The organism is Brasilonema sp. UFV-L1, assembly GCF_012912105.1.
Taxonomy (GTDB): domain Bacteria; phylum Cyanobacteriota; class Cyanobacteriia; order Cyanobacteriales; family Nostocaceae; genus Brasilonema.
Genome location: NZ_QMEA01000012.1, coordinates 27255 through 43253 on the forward strand (window position 1 = coordinate 27255; position 15999 = coordinate 43253).

Annotated in this window: 17 protein-coding genes; 6 read left to right on the forward strand and 11 right to left on the reverse strand. The window is 45.1% G+C overall.

Annotation, left to right across the window (positions count from 1 at the left end; translation table 11 throughout):
* Positions 1-8: 8 nt before the first annotated feature.
* From DP117_RS05955 to DP117_RS05980, 6 genes are all read right to left on the reverse strand, one after another.
* Complete coding sequence (locus tag DP117_RS05955) at positions 9-905, reverse strand: NAD(P)H-binding protein (RefSeq protein WP_169217410.1); 897 nt, start codon at positions 903-905, stop codon at positions 9-11.
* 19 nt (positions 906-924) lie between these two features.
* Positions 925-1395: a nuclear transport factor 2 family protein gene (locus tag DP117_RS05960; protein ID WP_169217411.1), complete on the reverse strand. Its 471-nt coding sequence runs from the start codon at positions 1393-1395 to the stop codon at positions 925-927.
* An 81-nt stretch (positions 1396-1476) separates the two neighbouring features.
* Positions 1477-1773: an MBL fold metallo-hydrolase gene (locus DP117_RS05965; RefSeq protein ID WP_248277543.1), complete on the reverse strand. Its 297-nt coding sequence runs from the start codon at positions 1771-1773 to the stop codon at positions 1477-1479.
* Positions 1748-2146 carry a RidA family protein gene (locus DP117_RS05970; protein WP_169217412.1) on the reverse strand — a complete coding sequence of 133 codons (399 nt, stop codon included), beginning with the start codon at positions 2144-2146 and terminating at the stop codon, positions 1748-1750. The genes DP117_RS05965 and DP117_RS05970 overlap by 26 nt, the downstream gene beginning before the upstream one ends.
* 222 nt (positions 2147-2368) lie before the next feature.
* Entirely contained in the window at positions 2369-3274 is a 906-nt protein-coding gene (locus tag DP117_RS05975) for an AraC family transcriptional regulator (RefSeq protein WP_211175945.1), read from the reverse strand.
* Positions 3275-3648: 374 nt separating this feature from the next.
* Positions 3649-3972: an alpha/beta hydrolase gene (locus tag DP117_RS05980; RefSeq protein ID WP_248277544.1), complete on the reverse strand. Its 324-nt coding sequence runs from the start codon at positions 3970-3972 to the stop codon at positions 3649-3651.
* Positions 3973-4088: 116 nt separating this feature from the next.
* Here DP117_RS05980 and ilvD point away from each other — a divergent pair, with 116 nt between their 5' ends.
* Positions 4089-5933 (forward strand): dihydroxy-acid dehydratase, encoded by a 1845-nt coding sequence (gene ilvD / locus DP117_RS05985; RefSeq protein WP_169217413.1) that lies wholly within the window; start codon positions 4089-4091, stop codon positions 5931-5933.
* Positions 5934-6412: 479 nt separating this feature from the next.
* Here ilvD and DP117_RS05990 read toward each other — a convergent pair whose 3' ends face one another.
* Positions 6413-7282, reverse strand: coding sequence for an alpha/beta hydrolase (locus tag DP117_RS05990; RefSeq protein WP_169217414.1), 870 nt, complete (start codon positions 7280-7282; stop codon positions 6413-6415).
* A gap of 196 nt (positions 7283-7478) precedes the next feature.
* Here DP117_RS05990 and DP117_RS05995 point away from each other — a divergent pair, with 196 nt between their 5' ends.
* The 4 genes from DP117_RS05995 (at position 7479) to DP117_RS06010 (ending at position 10068) form a co-directional block, all read left to right on the forward strand.
* Entirely contained in the window at positions 7479-8027 is a 549-nt protein-coding gene (locus DP117_RS05995) for a TetR/AcrR family transcriptional regulator (protein WP_169217415.1), read from the forward strand.
* A 117-nt stretch (positions 8028-8144) separates the two neighbouring features.
* Complete coding sequence (gene tsf / locus DP117_RS06000) at positions 8145-9146, forward strand: translation elongation factor Ts (protein ID WP_169217416.1); 1002 nt, start codon at positions 8145-8147, stop codon at positions 9144-9146.
* A gap of 139 nt (positions 9147-9285) precedes the next feature.
* Positions 9286-9540, forward strand: a complete 255-nt coding sequence (locus DP117_RS06005) for a hypothetical protein (protein WP_169217417.1) — start codon at positions 9286-9288, stop codon at positions 9538-9540.
* 96 nt (positions 9541-9636) lie between these two features.
* A complete protein-coding gene (locus DP117_RS06010; RefSeq protein ID WP_169217418.1) occupies positions 9637-10068 on the forward strand; it encodes a VOC family protein in 432 nt (143 codons plus the stop codon).
* Between the two features lie 28 nt (positions 10069-10096).
* Here DP117_RS06010 and DP117_RS06015 read toward each other — a convergent pair whose 3' ends face one another.
* Complete coding sequence (locus DP117_RS06015; protein WP_169217419.1) at positions 10097-10780, reverse strand: triacylglycerol lipase; 684 nt, start codon at positions 10778-10780, stop codon at positions 10097-10099.
* A 427-nt stretch (positions 10781-11207) separates the two neighbouring features.
* Between DP117_RS06015 and DP117_RS06020 the strand changes: the two genes are divergently transcribed.
* Entirely contained in the window at positions 11208-11786 is a 579-nt protein-coding gene (locus DP117_RS06020; RefSeq protein ID WP_169217420.1) for a hypothetical protein, read from the forward strand.
* Between the two features lie 169 nt (positions 11787-11955).
* Here the strand turns inward: DP117_RS06020 and upp are convergent, their stop codons facing one another.
* The 3 genes from upp to DP117_RS06035 form a co-directional block, all read right to left on the reverse strand.
* Positions 11956-12591 (reverse strand): uracil phosphoribosyltransferase, encoded by a 636-nt coding sequence (gene upp / locus DP117_RS06025; protein ID WP_169217421.1) that lies wholly within the window; start codon positions 12589-12591, stop codon positions 11956-11958.
* A gap of 236 nt (positions 12592-12827) precedes the next feature.
* Positions 12828-14087 carry a URC4/urg3 family protein gene (locus DP117_RS06030; protein WP_169217422.1) on the reverse strand — a complete coding sequence of 420 codons (1260 nt, stop codon included), beginning with the start codon at positions 14085-14087 and terminating at the stop codon, positions 12828-12830.
* A gap of 102 nt (positions 14088-14189) precedes the next feature.
* Complete coding sequence (locus tag DP117_RS06035) at positions 14190-15449, reverse strand: GTP cyclohydrolase II (protein ID WP_169217423.1); 1260 nt, start codon at positions 15447-15449, stop codon at positions 14190-14192.
* Between the last annotated feature and the right edge of the window lie 550 nt (positions 15450-15999).

Below are 15999 nucleotides of genomic sequence, written 5' to 3' on the forward strand. Positions count from 1 at the left end.
CCTGATTATTAGGTAGTGGCATTGAGAAGATTGTTTGGAAATAGTTTGTTTTTTACAAACTGCTCAAACGTCGTTGGTGTCACTGCTTCAGGTGTTCGTACTGTCGCATAAACTCCATCAGGATTGCCAAGGGCACGAAACAGATTGCTCAACTCTCGTTGTACATCAGGCGTTGCGCCCCTCAATGCAAGGCGCTGCTGGATCGATTCAATAGTCACCTGGACATATTTGATCGGGCGATTGAGCACTTGTGAAAGAACAGCAGTTGTTTCAGACAGCGTTAAATTTTCCGGTCCCATTAAATTCCGAGTCCAATGACCTGCCCAACCATCATTGAGTAGATATTTTGCTGCCTCATCGCCGATATCGTCAGTAGTAATCCAGGGAATATCGTGGTCACTGGCATAGGGAAAGTAGACGGTATCGTCTCGCCGAATGAATTCAACTTGATCTAGAAAATTCTCCATGAAATAGCCGGGACGTAAATGCACCACATTTGCTGTAGTTTGGTTGAAGATCGATTCGACGTTTCCACCAAATGAAACTGTACCCAAGTTTGATGCTGAACCCGCACCAATGCCAGAAATGTTGACGACTCGCTTGACACCGTTTTCACGCACTGCTTTAGCTGCAGCCATTGCGGTCTGAATACACCAGTCGCGTAAGCTTGGTGCATCGAGTTTTGGTGGAGTCAGCCAAAACAAAGCATCCGCATTTTGCGTTGCCTCGATTAACCCTTGAGTATCATCGCTGCTGATTGGCTTCACCGTGGCACCTTGAGCCACTAAATCAGTCAACTTCTCTGGATGTCGTGCTAGAAGAATAGTTTCAGCTCCAGCCTGGATGATTTTCTCTGCGGTGCGTCGTCCAATATTGCCGGATGCGGCTGCAATCACAATTTTCATATCTATCCTCTCCTCTGCATTACTCTGCATGAAAAGATTGACGCAAATTTTGTGTGCTACCGAACGTATCAAGAACGGGGACAGGATTCCAGTATTCACGGTAGTGGATGATCTTGCCATCCTTGGTTTCCAGTCGCATCACATAATCTTGCTGATAGTGACGACCTGTAGCGACAATTACGGCTTCCCCATGCACCTCAGCAAATAGAACATTAGGGTTTGACGTTGGGTAGGCACGAATGTTCGTGAATACCAAATTTTGCATCTGTCCTAAAGCGTCTTTCATATAGTTGTAGATGGCAAGTTTGCCTATCTTACGTTCTGGTAAACCGAGAGCAGAAGCATACGGAAATTCAACGACTGCATTTTCGGCAAATAGGTCTACCCAGGCTTGAATATCCTTTGTAATCAGTGCGAGATGGTCAGCAAAAACCTGAGCCGCCGTAGATTGTTCTGTAGATTGTTCTTTTGTTTCACCTAAAAATTGCATCGCTAAAAACCTCCTAATGAAGCGTTGAAGGAACGGGCAAGGAAGCTATAGTGGTTTATTCCTCAGATGTCTAAAAATGTCCTATCTTTTGACCGCTTCGTCGAAATATTTGCGGTCGAACTGCGATCGTTCTGCATTGGCAGGATTAAGCCAAAAATCGACATCAGACTTGCCGACATAGACCGTGGCAGCAGGAAACATCAGTTGACCGCCTTCGACCAGACTGCCGATGTGATCAGTATGGATATGGGTAATCAGAACCAGATCGATCTCGTTGAGTGCATAGCCCGGTGCCTTTAACAACACTTGTAGCTTGCCATCTAAATAAACACGAATTTCGGAAATCAGTTGGTCACTTAAGTGCTGCTGTTGCCTCAATTTCAACCAATGTTTCTGGAGAGGCAAGTGAGGAAACACCAATGCCAGTAAGAGCGGGGCGCGATTCTGCCAGAAATTGCGCGATAATTGGTGCGATAGTCCCCATAAATTCTCCAAGTTCACCACGAACATAGATGCGAAGGCTAAGCAGATTCTCTACGGAGCTTCCCGATGCATCTAGGACGACCTTTAGGTTCGTTAGCACGTTCGAGAGTTGCCCCTCGACGGTATGGCATGAGACTTGATAGTTCACGTCCCAGTCAACTTGACCAGAAATGTAAACGGTAGCCGATGCGGTATCGATAACAGCATGGGACATTCCGTGTGGTCTTCCATCATAGAGTTGTGGCGGATTAATAAGTTGCTTTCTCATTATGTCTAAGTCCTTACTGCGGTTATAACAGCTAAAATTAGTTTAAAAAACATGGCGGATGTATTCCATAACCTTGTTATGAAGAGTTGAAGGAACGGGCAAGGAAGCTACAGTGGTTTATTCCTGAAATGTCTAACAATGCCCTATCTGTCTGAAGTGTACTGAGTTCCAATGCTCGACTTCTTTCAGATTCTTACAACGCTTTATCAGATTCTTATGGTTTTAGCGAACCTGTTTCGGTGTCATTCTAGTGAGGCGTTTAAAGTGTTGAGTCAGATGGCTTTGACTGGAAAAACCCACTTGTAATGCAATGTCGGCGATCGCCAAATCCGTTGTCAACAGCAGCAGCTTTGCCTGGTCCACCCGCTGTTTAATGACATACTGATGAGGAGAAATACCTGTGGCGCGTTTGAACAAACTGGCAAAGTAAGTGGGGCTGATATTAATGACTCCTGCAATTTCAACCAGTGATAAATCTCGGTCAAGGTGAGTGTGAATATAGTCGATCGCTTGCTGCAATTGAGCGTGAGTTAAGCTTCTGTTCTGGGACGTAATTGTCTGCGTGAAGGTGGAATAATGTCGTAGAAGATGAATGACTAATACCTGAGTCAATGATTCCACATATAATTGACCCATCATCCCGCCTGACTTTAACTCAGCCAAGAGCAGCATAGCGACATGCTGAAGGTGTAAATCCTGCTTAGAGAAACAGTTCACGAGGTTGATCCCATCCCTATCAAACTCAGATGTTTCTGCAACTTGCGTGATCAACTCCGGTTTCAAGTGAATGTGCAGCGCTGGCTGGTAGGTACCACTTCCCCGACAGCGCCAGTAGCTGGGTTGTCCAGCAGGAACAAAGATGCTGTCACCCTTTTGAACGATTGATTCATGCAGGCAATCGTCACGCTTTTGGGTCAAATGGACGGGGTGTCCCAGGGGTAAGTTGAGCCAATGATCTGACAGGGCAGGAAGTTCAGTTTCACTTGGAGTCGGAGGATTCTGATACTGTTCAACCAAGATCCCTTTCCAGCCAATTTGCCGACTGGATAACACCAGAGATTTATTCAACCGTTGGTTGAGTTCGCTCGGGCTGATAAGGTTGGTTGTCACAGGTTTTGTTTTCAGCATTTAACTCATCCATTTGACCCAGCACCACTCCTAGATTAGCAAAATGGCGATCTGATATAGCAATTCTATTTGATTTGTGAAAAAGATTTTGATTTAATGAACCGCACGCCTTTGCAGAGGGCGCACAGGAGAATAAAAGAGTTTGACTTAGTTTCACGGAGCGCGTAGCGTGCCCGTAGGGCATATGATTTAGGACTGCTATAGGTGATGTTAAAACCCACACACAAGCTGTCTCTGAGTGCGAATGCCCAACGCCAGATGCTTATGGCGTCAGCCATAGGGTTTTGAGAATGATGCAAGATCTTAGATGGGCATTGCCTATATATGTAGTAGACCTTTGAGATATTGGTGACCAATGCCACCCTACAAAAAACTCAAGCAGCTAAGGGTTGCAATTGTTTCGTCAGAAAGTTGGTGATAAGCATTGCAATGGTTTCACCGTCTTCCTCAAGAGCAAAATGTCCTGTGTTAAGCAAGTGGAATTCAATATTTTTCAAATCCCGTAGGTAAGGATAAGCACCATCGGCAGGAAAAATCTGGTCATTCTTGCCCCAAACGACTAATGTTGGAGGTTGATACTTGCGGAAGTACTCTTGCCATTGGGGATACAACGGTGGATTAGAACCGTAGCTATAGAACAGCGCCAACTGAATGTCACTATTACCAAAAAGGGAGTTATCGCTGAACGCGGAAATCATTTGGATTTGTTGCGGCAAAAAGGTTTGTACTGGTCATTGTATCAAAGGCAGCAGGCAAATATCTGATATCAATAAAGTCTAGACTATTAAGAATTCTTAGACAAATAGGATGTGCCATGCCGACCTATCGATCCAAAACCTCCACCCAGGGACGCAATATGGCCGGTGCCCGCGCACTCTGGCGCGCCACCGGAATGCACACTGCGGATTTCGAGAAGCCAATCATTGCGATCGCCAACTCCTTTAGCCAATTCGTACCCGGCCACGTTCACCTGAAGGATCTGGGCCAATTGGTGTGCCGTGAGATTGAAGCCGCCGGTGGTGTCGCCAAGGAATTCAACACCATCGCAGTGGACGATGGCATCGCTATGGGCCATGACGGGATGCTCTACAGTCTGCCCTCGCGCGAGATCATCGCCGATTCAGTCGAGTACATGGTCAACGCCCATTGTGCCGACGCCCTGGTCTGCATTTCCAACTGTGATAAAATCACCCCCGGTATGTTGATGGCAGCCCTGCGTCTCAACATTCCCGCAGTATTCGTCTCCGGCGGTCCCATGGAAGCTGGCAAGACGAAGCTCTCGGAGCACAAACTGGACTTGGTGGACGCCATGGTGGTTGCCGCAAACGACACTATCAGCGACGAGGTTGTCGAAGAATATGAGCGTTCTGCGTGCCCGACCTGTGGCTCTTGCTCCGGCATGTTCACCGCCAACTCAATGAACTGTCTAACCGAAGCCATCGGTCTGGCTTTGCCAGGCAACGGCACCGTGCTTGCGACCCATTTCGACCGTAAGGATCTGTTCCTCAACGCCGCGCGAACCATTGTCAGCATTACCCGCCGCTACTACGAGCAGGACGATGAATCGATACTACCACGCTCCGTGGCCAGTTTCAAAGCGTTTGAAAATGCCATGATGCTGGACATCGCCATGGGCGGTTCCACCAACACCATTCTGCACTTGCTGGCCGCCGCCACCGAAGCTGATGTCAATTTCACCTTGACCGACATTGATCGCCTCTCGCGCAAGGTTCCACAACTGTGCAAGGTAGCACCCAACACACCCCAATATCATATCGAGGATGTCCACCGTGCCGGCGGCATCCTCAGTATTCTCGGGGAGCTGGATCGTGCCGGACTGCTCCACACGGACGTGCCGACAGTCCACAGTAAAACGCTGAAGGAAGCGCTCGCTCACTGGGATGTTATGTGTACCGATGACGAAGCCGTCCACACCTTCTTCAAAGCCGGTCCTGCGGGTATTCCAACTCAGCAAGCTTTCAGTCAATCGACCCGGTGGCCCTCACTCGATCTGGATCGGGAAAACGGCTGTATCCGCCGCCTCGAAAACGCCTACAGCACCGAGGGCGGACTTGCTGTGCTATACGGCAACCTAGCTGAGCGCGGTTGTATTGTCAAGACCGCAGGCGTAGACGAAAGCATTCATGTGTTTGAAGGTCGGGCGCGCATTTATGAAAGTCAGGATGCCGCTGTCAAAGGAATTCTTAGGGATGAAGTGGAACCAGGCGACGTGGTGATCATTCGCTATGAAGGTCCGCGTGGTGGGCCTGGTATGCAGGAAATGCTCTATCCAACCAGTTACCTTAAATCCAAGGGTCTGGGCAAGGTTTGTGCATTATTGACCGACGGCCGCTTCTCAGGCGGTACTTCGGGACTCTCGATTGGTCATGCCTCTCCGGAGGCGGCAGCGGGCGGCAACATTGCTCTGGTCAAGGACGGCGATCGCATCCGGATCGACATCCCCAATCGCAGCATCAATGTGGATCTATCGGCGGAGGAATTAGCCAACCGTCGTGTTGCAATGGAAGCGAAGGGCAAAGATGCCTGGAAGCCTGCGCTGCCCCGGCAGCGTCGGGTGAGTGCGGCGCTCAAGGCTTATGCACTGCTGGCGACTAGCGCGGATACTGGCGCGGTACGAAACCTGAAAATGCTTGAGTAGAGAAATACGTAGACACAAAAACGAGGGTTGTGTCGCTTGCAACAGATCAATGACGAGAAGGCAGAAGTACGTGCAGCAGAAGTGACAAGTGAAACCGTTAACCTAAGCATGGGAGTCACCCCCCATGCTCGGCTTCAGAAGTCTAAGGGTTACGCTGAGTCCCAAGGGGACACGCTGCGCGTACCCCTTGCGGGGTTGGGCTTTTACCTAGAAAAATCTGCCAGCCTCCGGAAAAATCGCCCCATGAAAAGTTGTGATTTTTGTATACCAGTTGACAATTTGGGCGATTTTTCCGCTTCAACGTTGACTCTAAACCCGTTACTTGTAATGAGGCACCGCAGTTTTTCCGGGTTTGATGAAACGGGCGCTTTGCGCTTACGCGAACAGCACGCATCTGTTTTTTCTACTTTCTTCTTATGCACTTATTGTCTTTCCTGTCAATACGTAAGTTGTAATACTGTTCCGGTAGAGAGTGAAAATTAAGCAGCTAAGAGTTGCAGTTGTTTCGTCAAAAAATTGGTAATCAGCAAAGCAATGGTTTCACCGTCTTCCTCTAGAGCAAAATGCCCTGTATTAAGCAAATGAAATTCAATATTTTTCAAATCCCGTAGGTAAGGATAAGCACCATCAGCAGGAAAAATCTGGTCATTCTTGCCCCAAACGACTAATGTTGGAGGTTGATAATTGCGGAAGTACTCCTGCCATTGGGGATACAACGGTGGATTAGAACCGTAACTGTAGAATAGCGCCAACTGAATGTCACGATTTCCAGGTCGGTCAAGTAACGGCTGGTCGATATTCCAGTTGTCAGGACTAATCGATTCAGGATTGCGGACTCCGTGAGTATATTGCCATTGGGTTGCATCCAAGGTGAGAAGTTGTCTCAAATTGTCAGCATTCTCAGGTGTACGTTCTTTCCAATAAGCCTTAAGCGGTTCCCAGAACTCGCGAAGTCCTTCTTCATAAGCATTTCCATTTTGCACAATGAGCGCTTCAACTTGCTCTGGATGCTTAGCTGCAATTCTATATCCAATTGGGGCACCATAATCCATTAGATAAAGGCTATACTTTTTCAATCCAAGCGCTTCAATAAATTTCTCCATCACCTCAGCCAAATGATCAAAGGTGTATTCAAACTCATCTACCGTTGGCATCGAACTGTTACCAAAGCCAGGGTAATCAGGTGCAACCAGATGGAACTTGTCGGCTAAAGCACCCATCAAATTACGAAACATATGCGATGAAGTTGGAAAGCCATGAAGCAAAACGATTGTTGGAGATAGTGGTGAACCTGCTTCACGGTAGGAAATATGGAGACTATCAATCTCAATTGTGCGATATGTGGACATAGCTCTCAAATTCTCCTGATTTCAAATTTTTAATATAACGTTCGGTACAATAACAGGACACACAACAAAATATTGCTTGGAAATAAATGTTTTCCGCAATGTGCTTGATATCTTTATCTTTTTGTACCAAACATTCAGTACAATTCTACTGTACCGATTATTCGGTATAATGTCAACAGGTTAAAGAAAAAATTCGATGGACAAAATTGAAGCGTCTCGGCGATTAGTCAACGTGTTTCGTCAGTATGGTTATGAAGGAGCAACCTTGTCTCGAATCTCTCAAGCAACTGGGTTAGGTAAAGCAAGCTTATACCATCACTTCCCCAAAGGAAAACAGGAGATGGCAGAGGCGGTGCTGGAATATGTGAGTCAGTGGTTTGGAGTAGCAATCCTCGAACCGTTACACCGTTCGGGTGAACCAAGAAAGCGCATTCAGGCTATGAATGAAAGTCTCAAGCAATTTTACAATTGTGGGCGCGATGCGTGTCTGTTAGCGATATTTAGTCTTGGCGATTCCAACGATTTATTTCATGAGCAAGTAAATCAAATGCTTAATGCTTGGATTGATGGTTTAGCGCAGGTGTTAGAAGAAGCAGGTTTGCCTAAAACACAAGCACGTCAACGAGCAGAGGATGCGGTGATCCAAGTTCAAGGTGCGCTCGTTTTAACGCGGGGACTCAATAACACCGTGCCATTTGAAAGGGTTTTGCAGCAACTTCCAGATCAGCTTTTGCACAATGAATAGAACTTGCATTTCGCACAAAGCAAATACATTGGAAAATTGGTGTTGAGGTTAAACTGAGTAAAGAGTGCCTTTTCACAAAACTATATTTGTGAGCGTAATGGTAGGAATTGGGGCAACATGGCGGAAATATCTGCAAAACTCGTCCAAGAGCTACGCCAAAAAACTGGTGCTGGTATGATGGACTGCAAAAAGGCACTGCGACAAACTGATGGTGACATGGAAGAAGCTATTGAGTGGCTGCGACAAAAGGGCATCGCCAAAGCCGATAAGGGCGCAGGACGTATTGCAGCAGAGGGTCTGGTGGATAAATACATTCAACCCGGAGGTCGGGTTGGTGTGCTCATAGAAGTCAACTGCCAAACAGATTTTGTTGCTCGTAACGAAGCATTCAAAGGTCTGGTTCAAAATCTGGCGAAGCAAGCAACGACTGCTGAGAGTGTTGAGGCCATGCTTGCTCAACCTTACATTGAAGATGAAAGTGTTAAGGTAGAAGATTTCATCAAGCAAACTAGTGGTCAACTTGGTGAAAATATCCAACTGCGTCGCTTCGCCAAATTTGCACTGGCAGAAGGTACAAAAGGGGTAGTAGACAGCTATATCCATACTGGTGGTCGAGTTGGTGTGTTAGTCGAACTGAACACTGAGAATGATTCAGTCGCAGATCGTAGCGAGTTTCAAACTCTGGCACGGAATGTAGCCATGCAAGTTGCAGCTTGCCCAAACGTTGAGTACGTGAACGTAGACGAAATTCCCGCTCAAGTTGCTCAAAAGGAAAAGGATATCGAAATGGGGCGGGATGATTTGGCAAACAAGCCACAGAACATCAAAGAAAAGATTGTTCAAGGACGAATTGAAAAACGTCTACAAGAAATGAGTTTGCTAGATCAACCTTACATTCGCGATCCTCATATCACAGTCAAAGATCTGCTACAGCAGAACACAGCCCAACTCGGTAGTTTCATTCAAGTTCATCGTTTCAGGCGTTTTATATTGGGCGAAGGTATTGATAACAAAGATGACAGTGGCGGTTCTTCCCCAAGTCCTATTCCACTCAGACCAAGTCCCAAACCATCCAGCGATGATATAGCCGAATTACCACCAGCAGCAAACCTATCATAAGGGTAGTCATGGGAGAAGCGAAACGTGGTCGTCAACAAAATCCAAACTACGGAAATAATCGAAGTGATACACCATTAGTGCTTACTTTCACTCTTGTAGAACCCTTGCCTGATGGAACATATTTAGGTATTGAGAAAATATGTGGCAATTAACAGATCCTACAACTAGAAAAGCAGAATTGGACTTTACATCTTCTGGTCAGTCTGTAGTTTCCGTTACACAACTGTGGGATGGTAGTGTTCAGCTTATCAATGCAATTGAGTTTGTAAATTGGGGAGATTTACCCCTTCAATTTGTTGTTTGTGAAGCTTGTGGGTTTGTGAGGTGTCAACCTCAGGGTTGGGTTGAGCTGAAACGAGATATCTTGAACCTGGATACATTATTAACTGATTAGGCTGCATTAGGCGATTGGTGCAACACCATTGAATTAATGAGTAAGTGATTCCACAAAATGTCCCAAAATGTAGACCAATCTTAACCCACACAAGCAATGAACCAAACGTTATTCCATCTAGCCTTTCCCGTCACAGATATTGCCCAAGCAAAAGCATATTATGTCGATGGTTTAGGCTGCACTCCTGGACGGGAAAACCGCAACGCCTTAATTCTCAATCTCTACGGTCATCAACTAGTCGCTCATGTTACAAAAGAACCACTGACACCTCAGCGTGGAATATACCCAAGACACTTTGGGATAATTTTTACTTCAGAACATGATTGGGAGGACTTACTAGCAAGGGCGCAACAGCGACAACTCCTTTTTAAAGAAGAACCCAAACACCGCTTTGTCGATTCTCCCTTAGAGCATCGCACTTTCTTTTTAGAAGATCCTTTTTACAACTTCATGGAGTTTAAGTATTATCGTCACCCTGAAGCAATTTTTGGCAGTGCCGAGTATACACAAATTGGCGATCGCCTTTAAGCTGTTAATGCATTTTCATCCCATTTTGTCAAGAGACAGAATACTTTCTAGTACTCAATTGTGTCTTTTGAATTAGATCCTTCGCTTCGCGATAGATCCTGCGCGATTTTGAATTTTGAATTGTCAACGCCTCTGCTACCGCAGCCAAACTTCTTGAATCGCTCAGCATCCAAGAGTGATTCAAAACTGGCACTATCACCTCGCGTCCTACAGGCATTTGCGAACTATTTGCAGGGACAATCATTAAGTCATAAGGTGTCCAGATAGAGGTAAAATTAATCTGTCTTAACATATCAGCATCCTGATTCAAGTCTTGTAACAAAACACTATCAGGACGCATTTGAATGCAGCCAACACCTTGACGACAGTAGGCGATCCAAGTCCCATGATGGGGAGCTGAGATGGTAACAAACCGCTGTACGCGGTTGATTCCTCCCAGTCGTTGGACGTAATAGCGGCTGACGATACCTCCCATGCTGAAGCCTACTAAATCCAGGGATTGTTCTGGTTCAAAAGTGGCATCGACATAATCAGCAACTTGCTCAGCTAACGTGTCAAGACCTAAATTGCCATTATTTGGTATTAAATCTAGGTCATACACCATCCAACCTCTTTGCTTGAGATAAGCAATCATCTGATCGAAAACTCTACCTGTATCAAAAATACCGTGTACTAACAGCACGGGATTTCGTTTTTCCTCGATATGATTCATTTACAAAATAATGTTAAGTTCTATCTTTACCTAATTTAGTCAAGTATCATGACCTTTACCAAAAGGCTATGACACTCCCCGCGCTGGTTTGAGCAACACTGCTTTCAAAACTCAATACGCATATCTGAAAGTACAAGTTAACTTTTGTGAAGCACACTCTCAAAATATTGCCTCAAGTTACGGTAAAATTTAATAATTAAGTCTGACTGTTTACAAGTGGCGAGTGTGTGAGAGTAAAGAGTTAAGAGCATTTGCACGCTGGCGTCAAAGCTACTTTGTTAAGAAATAAACCTATGAAAGCTGTCACCGTAACTGGTTTACAGGCAAATAGGAAAATCAAGAAAATCTTGATAAAAATTAAAAATATTCCGTGATTTTCTAAGAATTGCGGTCACGTTCCTAAGTATAAGAGGCAGGAGAAGTTGTAATGATCGGTTTTATCAAAAATTTAATCAATGGGATTGTGAATTTCATTACTGGGCTTTTCGGTAAGAAGAAGAACGGCGGCTACTACCTAGAATTTGATGAAGCAGCCGAAGCAACAAAACAAGCAGCTAAACAAGCAGCGTCAAAAGCTAAAGAAGCGGCTGAATCAGTAGTATCGAAAGCTCAAGAAGTGGTTGAACCAGTAGTATCGAAAGCTCAAGAAGTGGTTGAACCAGCAGCATCGAAAGCTCAACAAGCAGTTAAACCAGCAGCATCGAAAGCAAAGAAAGCGGCTAAGTCTGTGGCCACACAAGCAGCAGACAATAATGGAACAAAAGATGCTGCAACTGCTACTAAGTCAAAACCAGCTAAAGTTGAGCTAGTACAAACTGCAAGTGGTGTCAAGCCAGAACCTGCTAAACCAGAAAAAGCCAAAGCAGTGATTCAACAGCAACCAGCTGAAAGCACTTTTGCGCCAAAATATCTCGCTGTACCTAATAGTACCAATGGTCGCCGACGTCCAGGAGCAAATATGACTTCTTTCCTAGACATGGCGCGTCAAGTGAAAACCTCTAAGTAGCTTTTTGATACTCTTTTCGTAAATGTTGCTCCACGGTCTTCCAAACCCTGGAGCAATATTCTTTTAGCATCCCCCTTCCGGGAGAAATGTCAAAATTTCTTCAATCAAATTCTTGACGAATTGTGGAGTTTTCTTTCAGTAGGGTGAGATAATAGTTAACCACGTTAGCTTATCTTGTTCCAAACAACCTGTCCCCTGCATCTCCCAATCCTGGAATAATGTAACCATTTTCATCTAAATAATCGTCGATAGCAGTTGTATAAATAGGTACATCTGGATGAACTTCAGTGAAATGCTCAAGACCTTCTGGTGCAGCTAGTATGCAAATAAACTTAATCGACATTGGATTCGTTGATTTAAGCCGTTCAACTGCTGCGACAGCTGAGTTACCAGTCGCTAACATCGGATCAACCACCAGCACATCTCGCTTGTCTATATCCTGAGGAACCTTAAAATAGTACTCGACAGGAATCAGAGTTTTAGGCTCGCGGTACAATCCAATATGTCCTACTCTTGCTGATGGCATGAGTTCGAGCATTCCATCTAAAATCCCTTGTCCTGCGCGTTGGATGGAAACAATAACCAGCTTTTTTTCAGGAGCAAGCATTGGGGCTTTCATTGGCGCAAGAGGAGTTTCAATCTCTTCATATTTCACAGGCAAATCTCGCGTTATTTCATACGCCAGGAGCAGGCTAATTTCTTTGAGAAGAACTCGAAATTTTACCGTACTAGTTTCGGCTTTACGCATCAATGTCAGTTTGTGTTGAATCAATGGATGCTTGATGACGATAATTTGACTGTGCATATGTCTTAGATGTTTTATTATGTTGTGAGCTAAAAAGGACTTGACAGACAAAATCTCTGCCCCATAAGACGCAGAGAAAAGAGGTCTCATTCAAAAGAATGCAGAATTCAGTTGGGATCCTAGAGAATTAGGTTGCTTTTTCCAAAGCTGATGAACGCCACTTGCACCAACTGTTGGCAAAGCGCTTTCTTCGCAGTGGCTCCTAATAACCACCAATGACCAATGACTGCTGACACCTAGAATACTGTGCCGTCGCTTTCTATTTGTATGGGGGGTGTACCACCCTTTCTGTGTTCAGCCGCAATCTTGCGCCCAGCTGTCCAAGTTCCACCTTGCAAGATTTTTACCAGTGGTAGTTCTTTGGCACTCATACCCAACTTGTCGCGTACTGTTGCGGCGATGCGATCCAACAGTATCACGGTGAGGGCACGCCATTCAACGATGATCTCTGATGCAACTGAATGAGACTGTAGCAATATTTCCGGACGCTTAGGGCTAATAAGTCCCAAATCAAGGCATAATCCACCGTTACGATATTCTGCCAATCCAGTCAAAGCATCCAAACCAGTTATTTCTAAGCCAAGTTCTTGTAAAGGTTCAAGCAGAGAATAAGTTAACCATTGAGACAGCTTGTGAAATGGTACTAAGCCATCATCAGCAACACGTGAGTGAAACCAAACATCCCCCAAATTAATCCCAGCAATCTCAATTCGTCCAGACCAAATATCACCTATCCCTTCTAACACTGCACCCAACACAGTTGCTGCAGCTACTTGCTGATTGCTTGAGTTTTCTATAAAGTAATTTACCAAATTCCCTGGGCGAGGATTTTGTTTGCCAAATAGATGAGGTGAAGAAAGTAGAACTTGACCCAATTTTTGCAACAATTTTAATCGCCCATTAATACCCACCAAAGGATTCTCTGCATTCACACCAAAACCATCTGCCAATTCTTTTTCTGTTAAGGCTTGCAATCTTTGAGCATTGACTTGCAAAGGTGCTGTTTGCTTATCATCAGAAAAAGTTCCATTACAAAACATTTGGAAACTGGCAACTGCCAAACCTTCAGAACGCTTAAAATCTAGATGAGTATCTGATTCATGATAAGACCAATTTTCCCCCGCACCAGCATCTAGTAAAACACTGATAACCGCCAAATCAAACTTAGCAACAGCTTTTTGTTGAGGTGTGAGTTTTGCTAATTTCTTATCCAACTCAAACAGACGCTGCACATTCCCAGCCTCAAAATGTCGCCACCGGCTGTGAAATGGAATCTGTAAATTTGGGTATTCTTCCCGCATGACTTCAATAACATACTCAGCCACTTTTGGCAACAGTGTCAAATCACAACTAAAGTGATGCGACTGACCTTCAATAGCCAACTCAAATAATTGGTGACAACGCTCCCGGATAGAACCAGGCGATCGCAAATAAGCAACCAACTCTTTGCCTTCTTTCCTCTGCTTACTCTGCGCCTCTGTTGTTTCTATCTCCATTCTGACTCACTCCTGTATTGATACACCCCGTAAGAGGAGGGGGAGATGGGGAGATAGAAGAAAGTTCTTCTCCTTGTCCCCCCTATCCCCTTGGAACTCAATTTACTCTGCTAAAGAACGTCCTTTAACAGCACTCAAACTGTTGGTGTCCAACACCTCTCCTGTTGTGTAATAACCAGCTGCCTTTTTCGCCTCGATCTCCACCCGCGCATCTTCGGGAATTAACTCTTCTGGAATTGGTATTCGTTCTACAATCTCTATTCCCGACTGAGTAATGGCGTTGTACTTCATATTACTCATTGATACCATACGGTCGATACGAGTAATGCCCAACCAGTGCAACACATCGGGCATCAGTTCTTGAAACCGCATGTCTTCCACGCCAGCCACACACTCAGTGCGGGTAAAGTAGGCATCAGCGCGATCGCCACCCTCTTGACGCTTGCGGGCGTTGTAAACGAGGAATTTCGTCACTTCTCCCAAAGCACGCCCTTCTTTACGACAGTAAATAATAACACCTACACCCCCTTCTTGTGCGGTTTGTACGCAGACTTCAATACCATGTACCAGATAGGGGCGACAGGTGCAAATATCCGACCCAAACACATCAGAACCATTACATTCATCATGTACTCGCACTGCCAAAGGCTTATCCGGGTCAGTAATAGCTGCGACATCTCCAACGATATACACACTCAGACCTCCGATTGGTGGTAAAAACACCTCCAAATCAGATCGTGTCACTAATTCTGGAAACATTCCTCCAGTTTGTTCAAATAAGGCGCGGCGTAACTCTCCTTCTTTAATATTAAATCGTTTGGCAATTCCTGGTAAGTACCAAACTGGCTCAATTGCAGCTTTTGTGACTACTAAATCGCCAGTCGGTTTCATAATCTTGCCATCAACTTGCAAGCGTCCTGCAATCACTGCCTCTTGTAATTCAGGGATGTTGATGTGCGCCTTTGTGATGGCGATTGTGGGACGAATGTCATATTCCTGTGTGTAGTATGATGCAAAAACCTCACCAACAGTCGCCCCAAACGGGTCAAGCGAGACAATTTTATCTGGGTCAGCCCAGCTTGGGTGTGGTCCAATATGTTCTACTGGAGATGTGTTGGTAAGATCAGCCTTGTGATCTGACTGAAGAACTCCGCTAGCCACCGCTAAGGCACGATAAATCGCATAACCACCAGAATGGGTACCAATCACATTCCGATGTCCCTGCTTGGCCAGCGTAGCAATGACTGGACCACGTTGCATCGGATCCGCTGCTCCCCATTGGATGGGAATAGGTTTAGGACCAAAGCGAGTAGGATGCGAAGTGAGAACAATATGCCCGGAAACGCTTTTTTGCTTTGGCATAGTCGTTTCTTTTTCTCTTACTTTTTCTCAATTTTTAGTCATTAGCGATTTCTCTACAACTACTACCAGAGTTGTGACTTGTAAAAGTATGGCACATTTATGAGCTATTACTAAAGACTCTAAATATCAAGTTAGGTATTAATCGTATTACAGACTACAGAAGCTCGGAAATTAATTGCTAATTTGAATTAACAAGTTTTATTTTTTGACTAATGAATACTGATTAAGAAAAACACATAGGTCAGAACTCCGCAGCTAGAAATGCATCCCTATACTTCCTTGAGGAATTCAAAATATATCCAGAGGATTTGCCGAGTTAGCTACCTGATTACAAGTAACAGGTTTAGAACCAACTTATTGATGGAAAAATCGTTCTAATTGTCAACTGGAATACAATGTTAAGATTTTTCACAGAGGCGATTTTTCCTCTGGCTAGGCAGATTTTTCAATCGTTGTGACTTAACCCTCAAAAATAAATTCTTGAATTCCAACGAGTGGGTGATAGCGTCCCAACCGCTGTGTCCCCTTGGGACGAGCGCGTGGGCCAACG

Coding starts and splice junctions, on each gene's coding strand:
- DP117_RS06030 (WP_169217422.1), bottom strand. CDS start 14,087: ATGGAGATAGAAACAACAGAGGCGCAGAGTAAGCAGAGGAAAGAAGGC.
- DP117_RS05995 (WP_169217415.1), top strand. CDS start 7,479: ATGGACAAAATTGAAGCGTCTCGGCGATTAGTCAACGTGTTTCGTCAG.
- DP117_RS06005 (WP_169217417.1), top strand. CDS start 9,286: ATGTGGCAATTAACAGATCCTACAACTAGAAAAGCAGAATTGGACTTT.
- DP117_RS05955 (WP_169217410.1), bottom strand. CDS start 905: ATGAAAATTGTGATTGCAGCCGCATCCGGCAATATTGGACGACGCACC.
- DP117_RS05970 (WP_169217412.1), bottom strand. CDS start 2,146: ATGAGAAAGCAACTTATTAATCCGCCACAACTCTATGATGGAAGACCA.
- DP117_RS05980 (WP_248277544.1), bottom strand. CDS start 3,972: ATGATTTCCGCGTTCAGCGATAACTCCCTTTTTGGTAATAGTGACATT.
- DP117_RS06010 (WP_169217418.1), top strand. CDS start 9,637: ATGAACCAAACGTTATTCCATCTAGCCTTTCCCGTCACAGATATTGCC.
- DP117_RS05990 (WP_169217414.1), bottom strand. CDS start 7,282: ATGTCCACATATCGCACAATTGAGATTGATAGTCTCCATATTTCCTAC.
- DP117_RS06035 (WP_169217423.1), bottom strand. CDS start 15,449: ATGCCAAAGCAAAAAAGCGTTTCCGGGCATATTGTTCTCACTTCGCAT.
- DP117_RS06015 (WP_169217419.1), bottom strand. CDS start 10,780: ATGAATCATATCGAGGAAAAACGAAATCCCGTGCTGTTAGTACACGGT.
- DP117_RS06020 (WP_169217420.1), top strand. CDS start 11,208: ATGATCGGTTTTATCAAAAATTTAATCAATGGGATTGTGAATTTCATT.
- DP117_RS05960 (WP_169217411.1), bottom strand. CDS start 1,395: ATGCAATTTTTAGGTGAAACAAAAGAACAATCTACAGAACAATCTACG.
- tsf (WP_169217416.1), top strand. CDS start 8,145: ATGGCGGAAATATCTGCAAAACTCGTCCAAGAGCTACGCCAAAAAACT.
- DP117_RS05975 (WP_211175945.1), bottom strand. CDS start 3,274: ATGCTGAAAACAAAACCTGTGACAACCAACCTTATCAGCCCGAGCGAA.
- ilvD (WP_169217413.1), top strand. CDS start 4,089: ATGCCGACCTATCGATCCAAAACCTCCACCCAGGGACGCAATATGGCC.
- upp (WP_169217421.1), bottom strand. CDS start 12,591: ATGCACAGTCAAATTATCGTCATCAAGCATCCATTGATTCAACACAAA.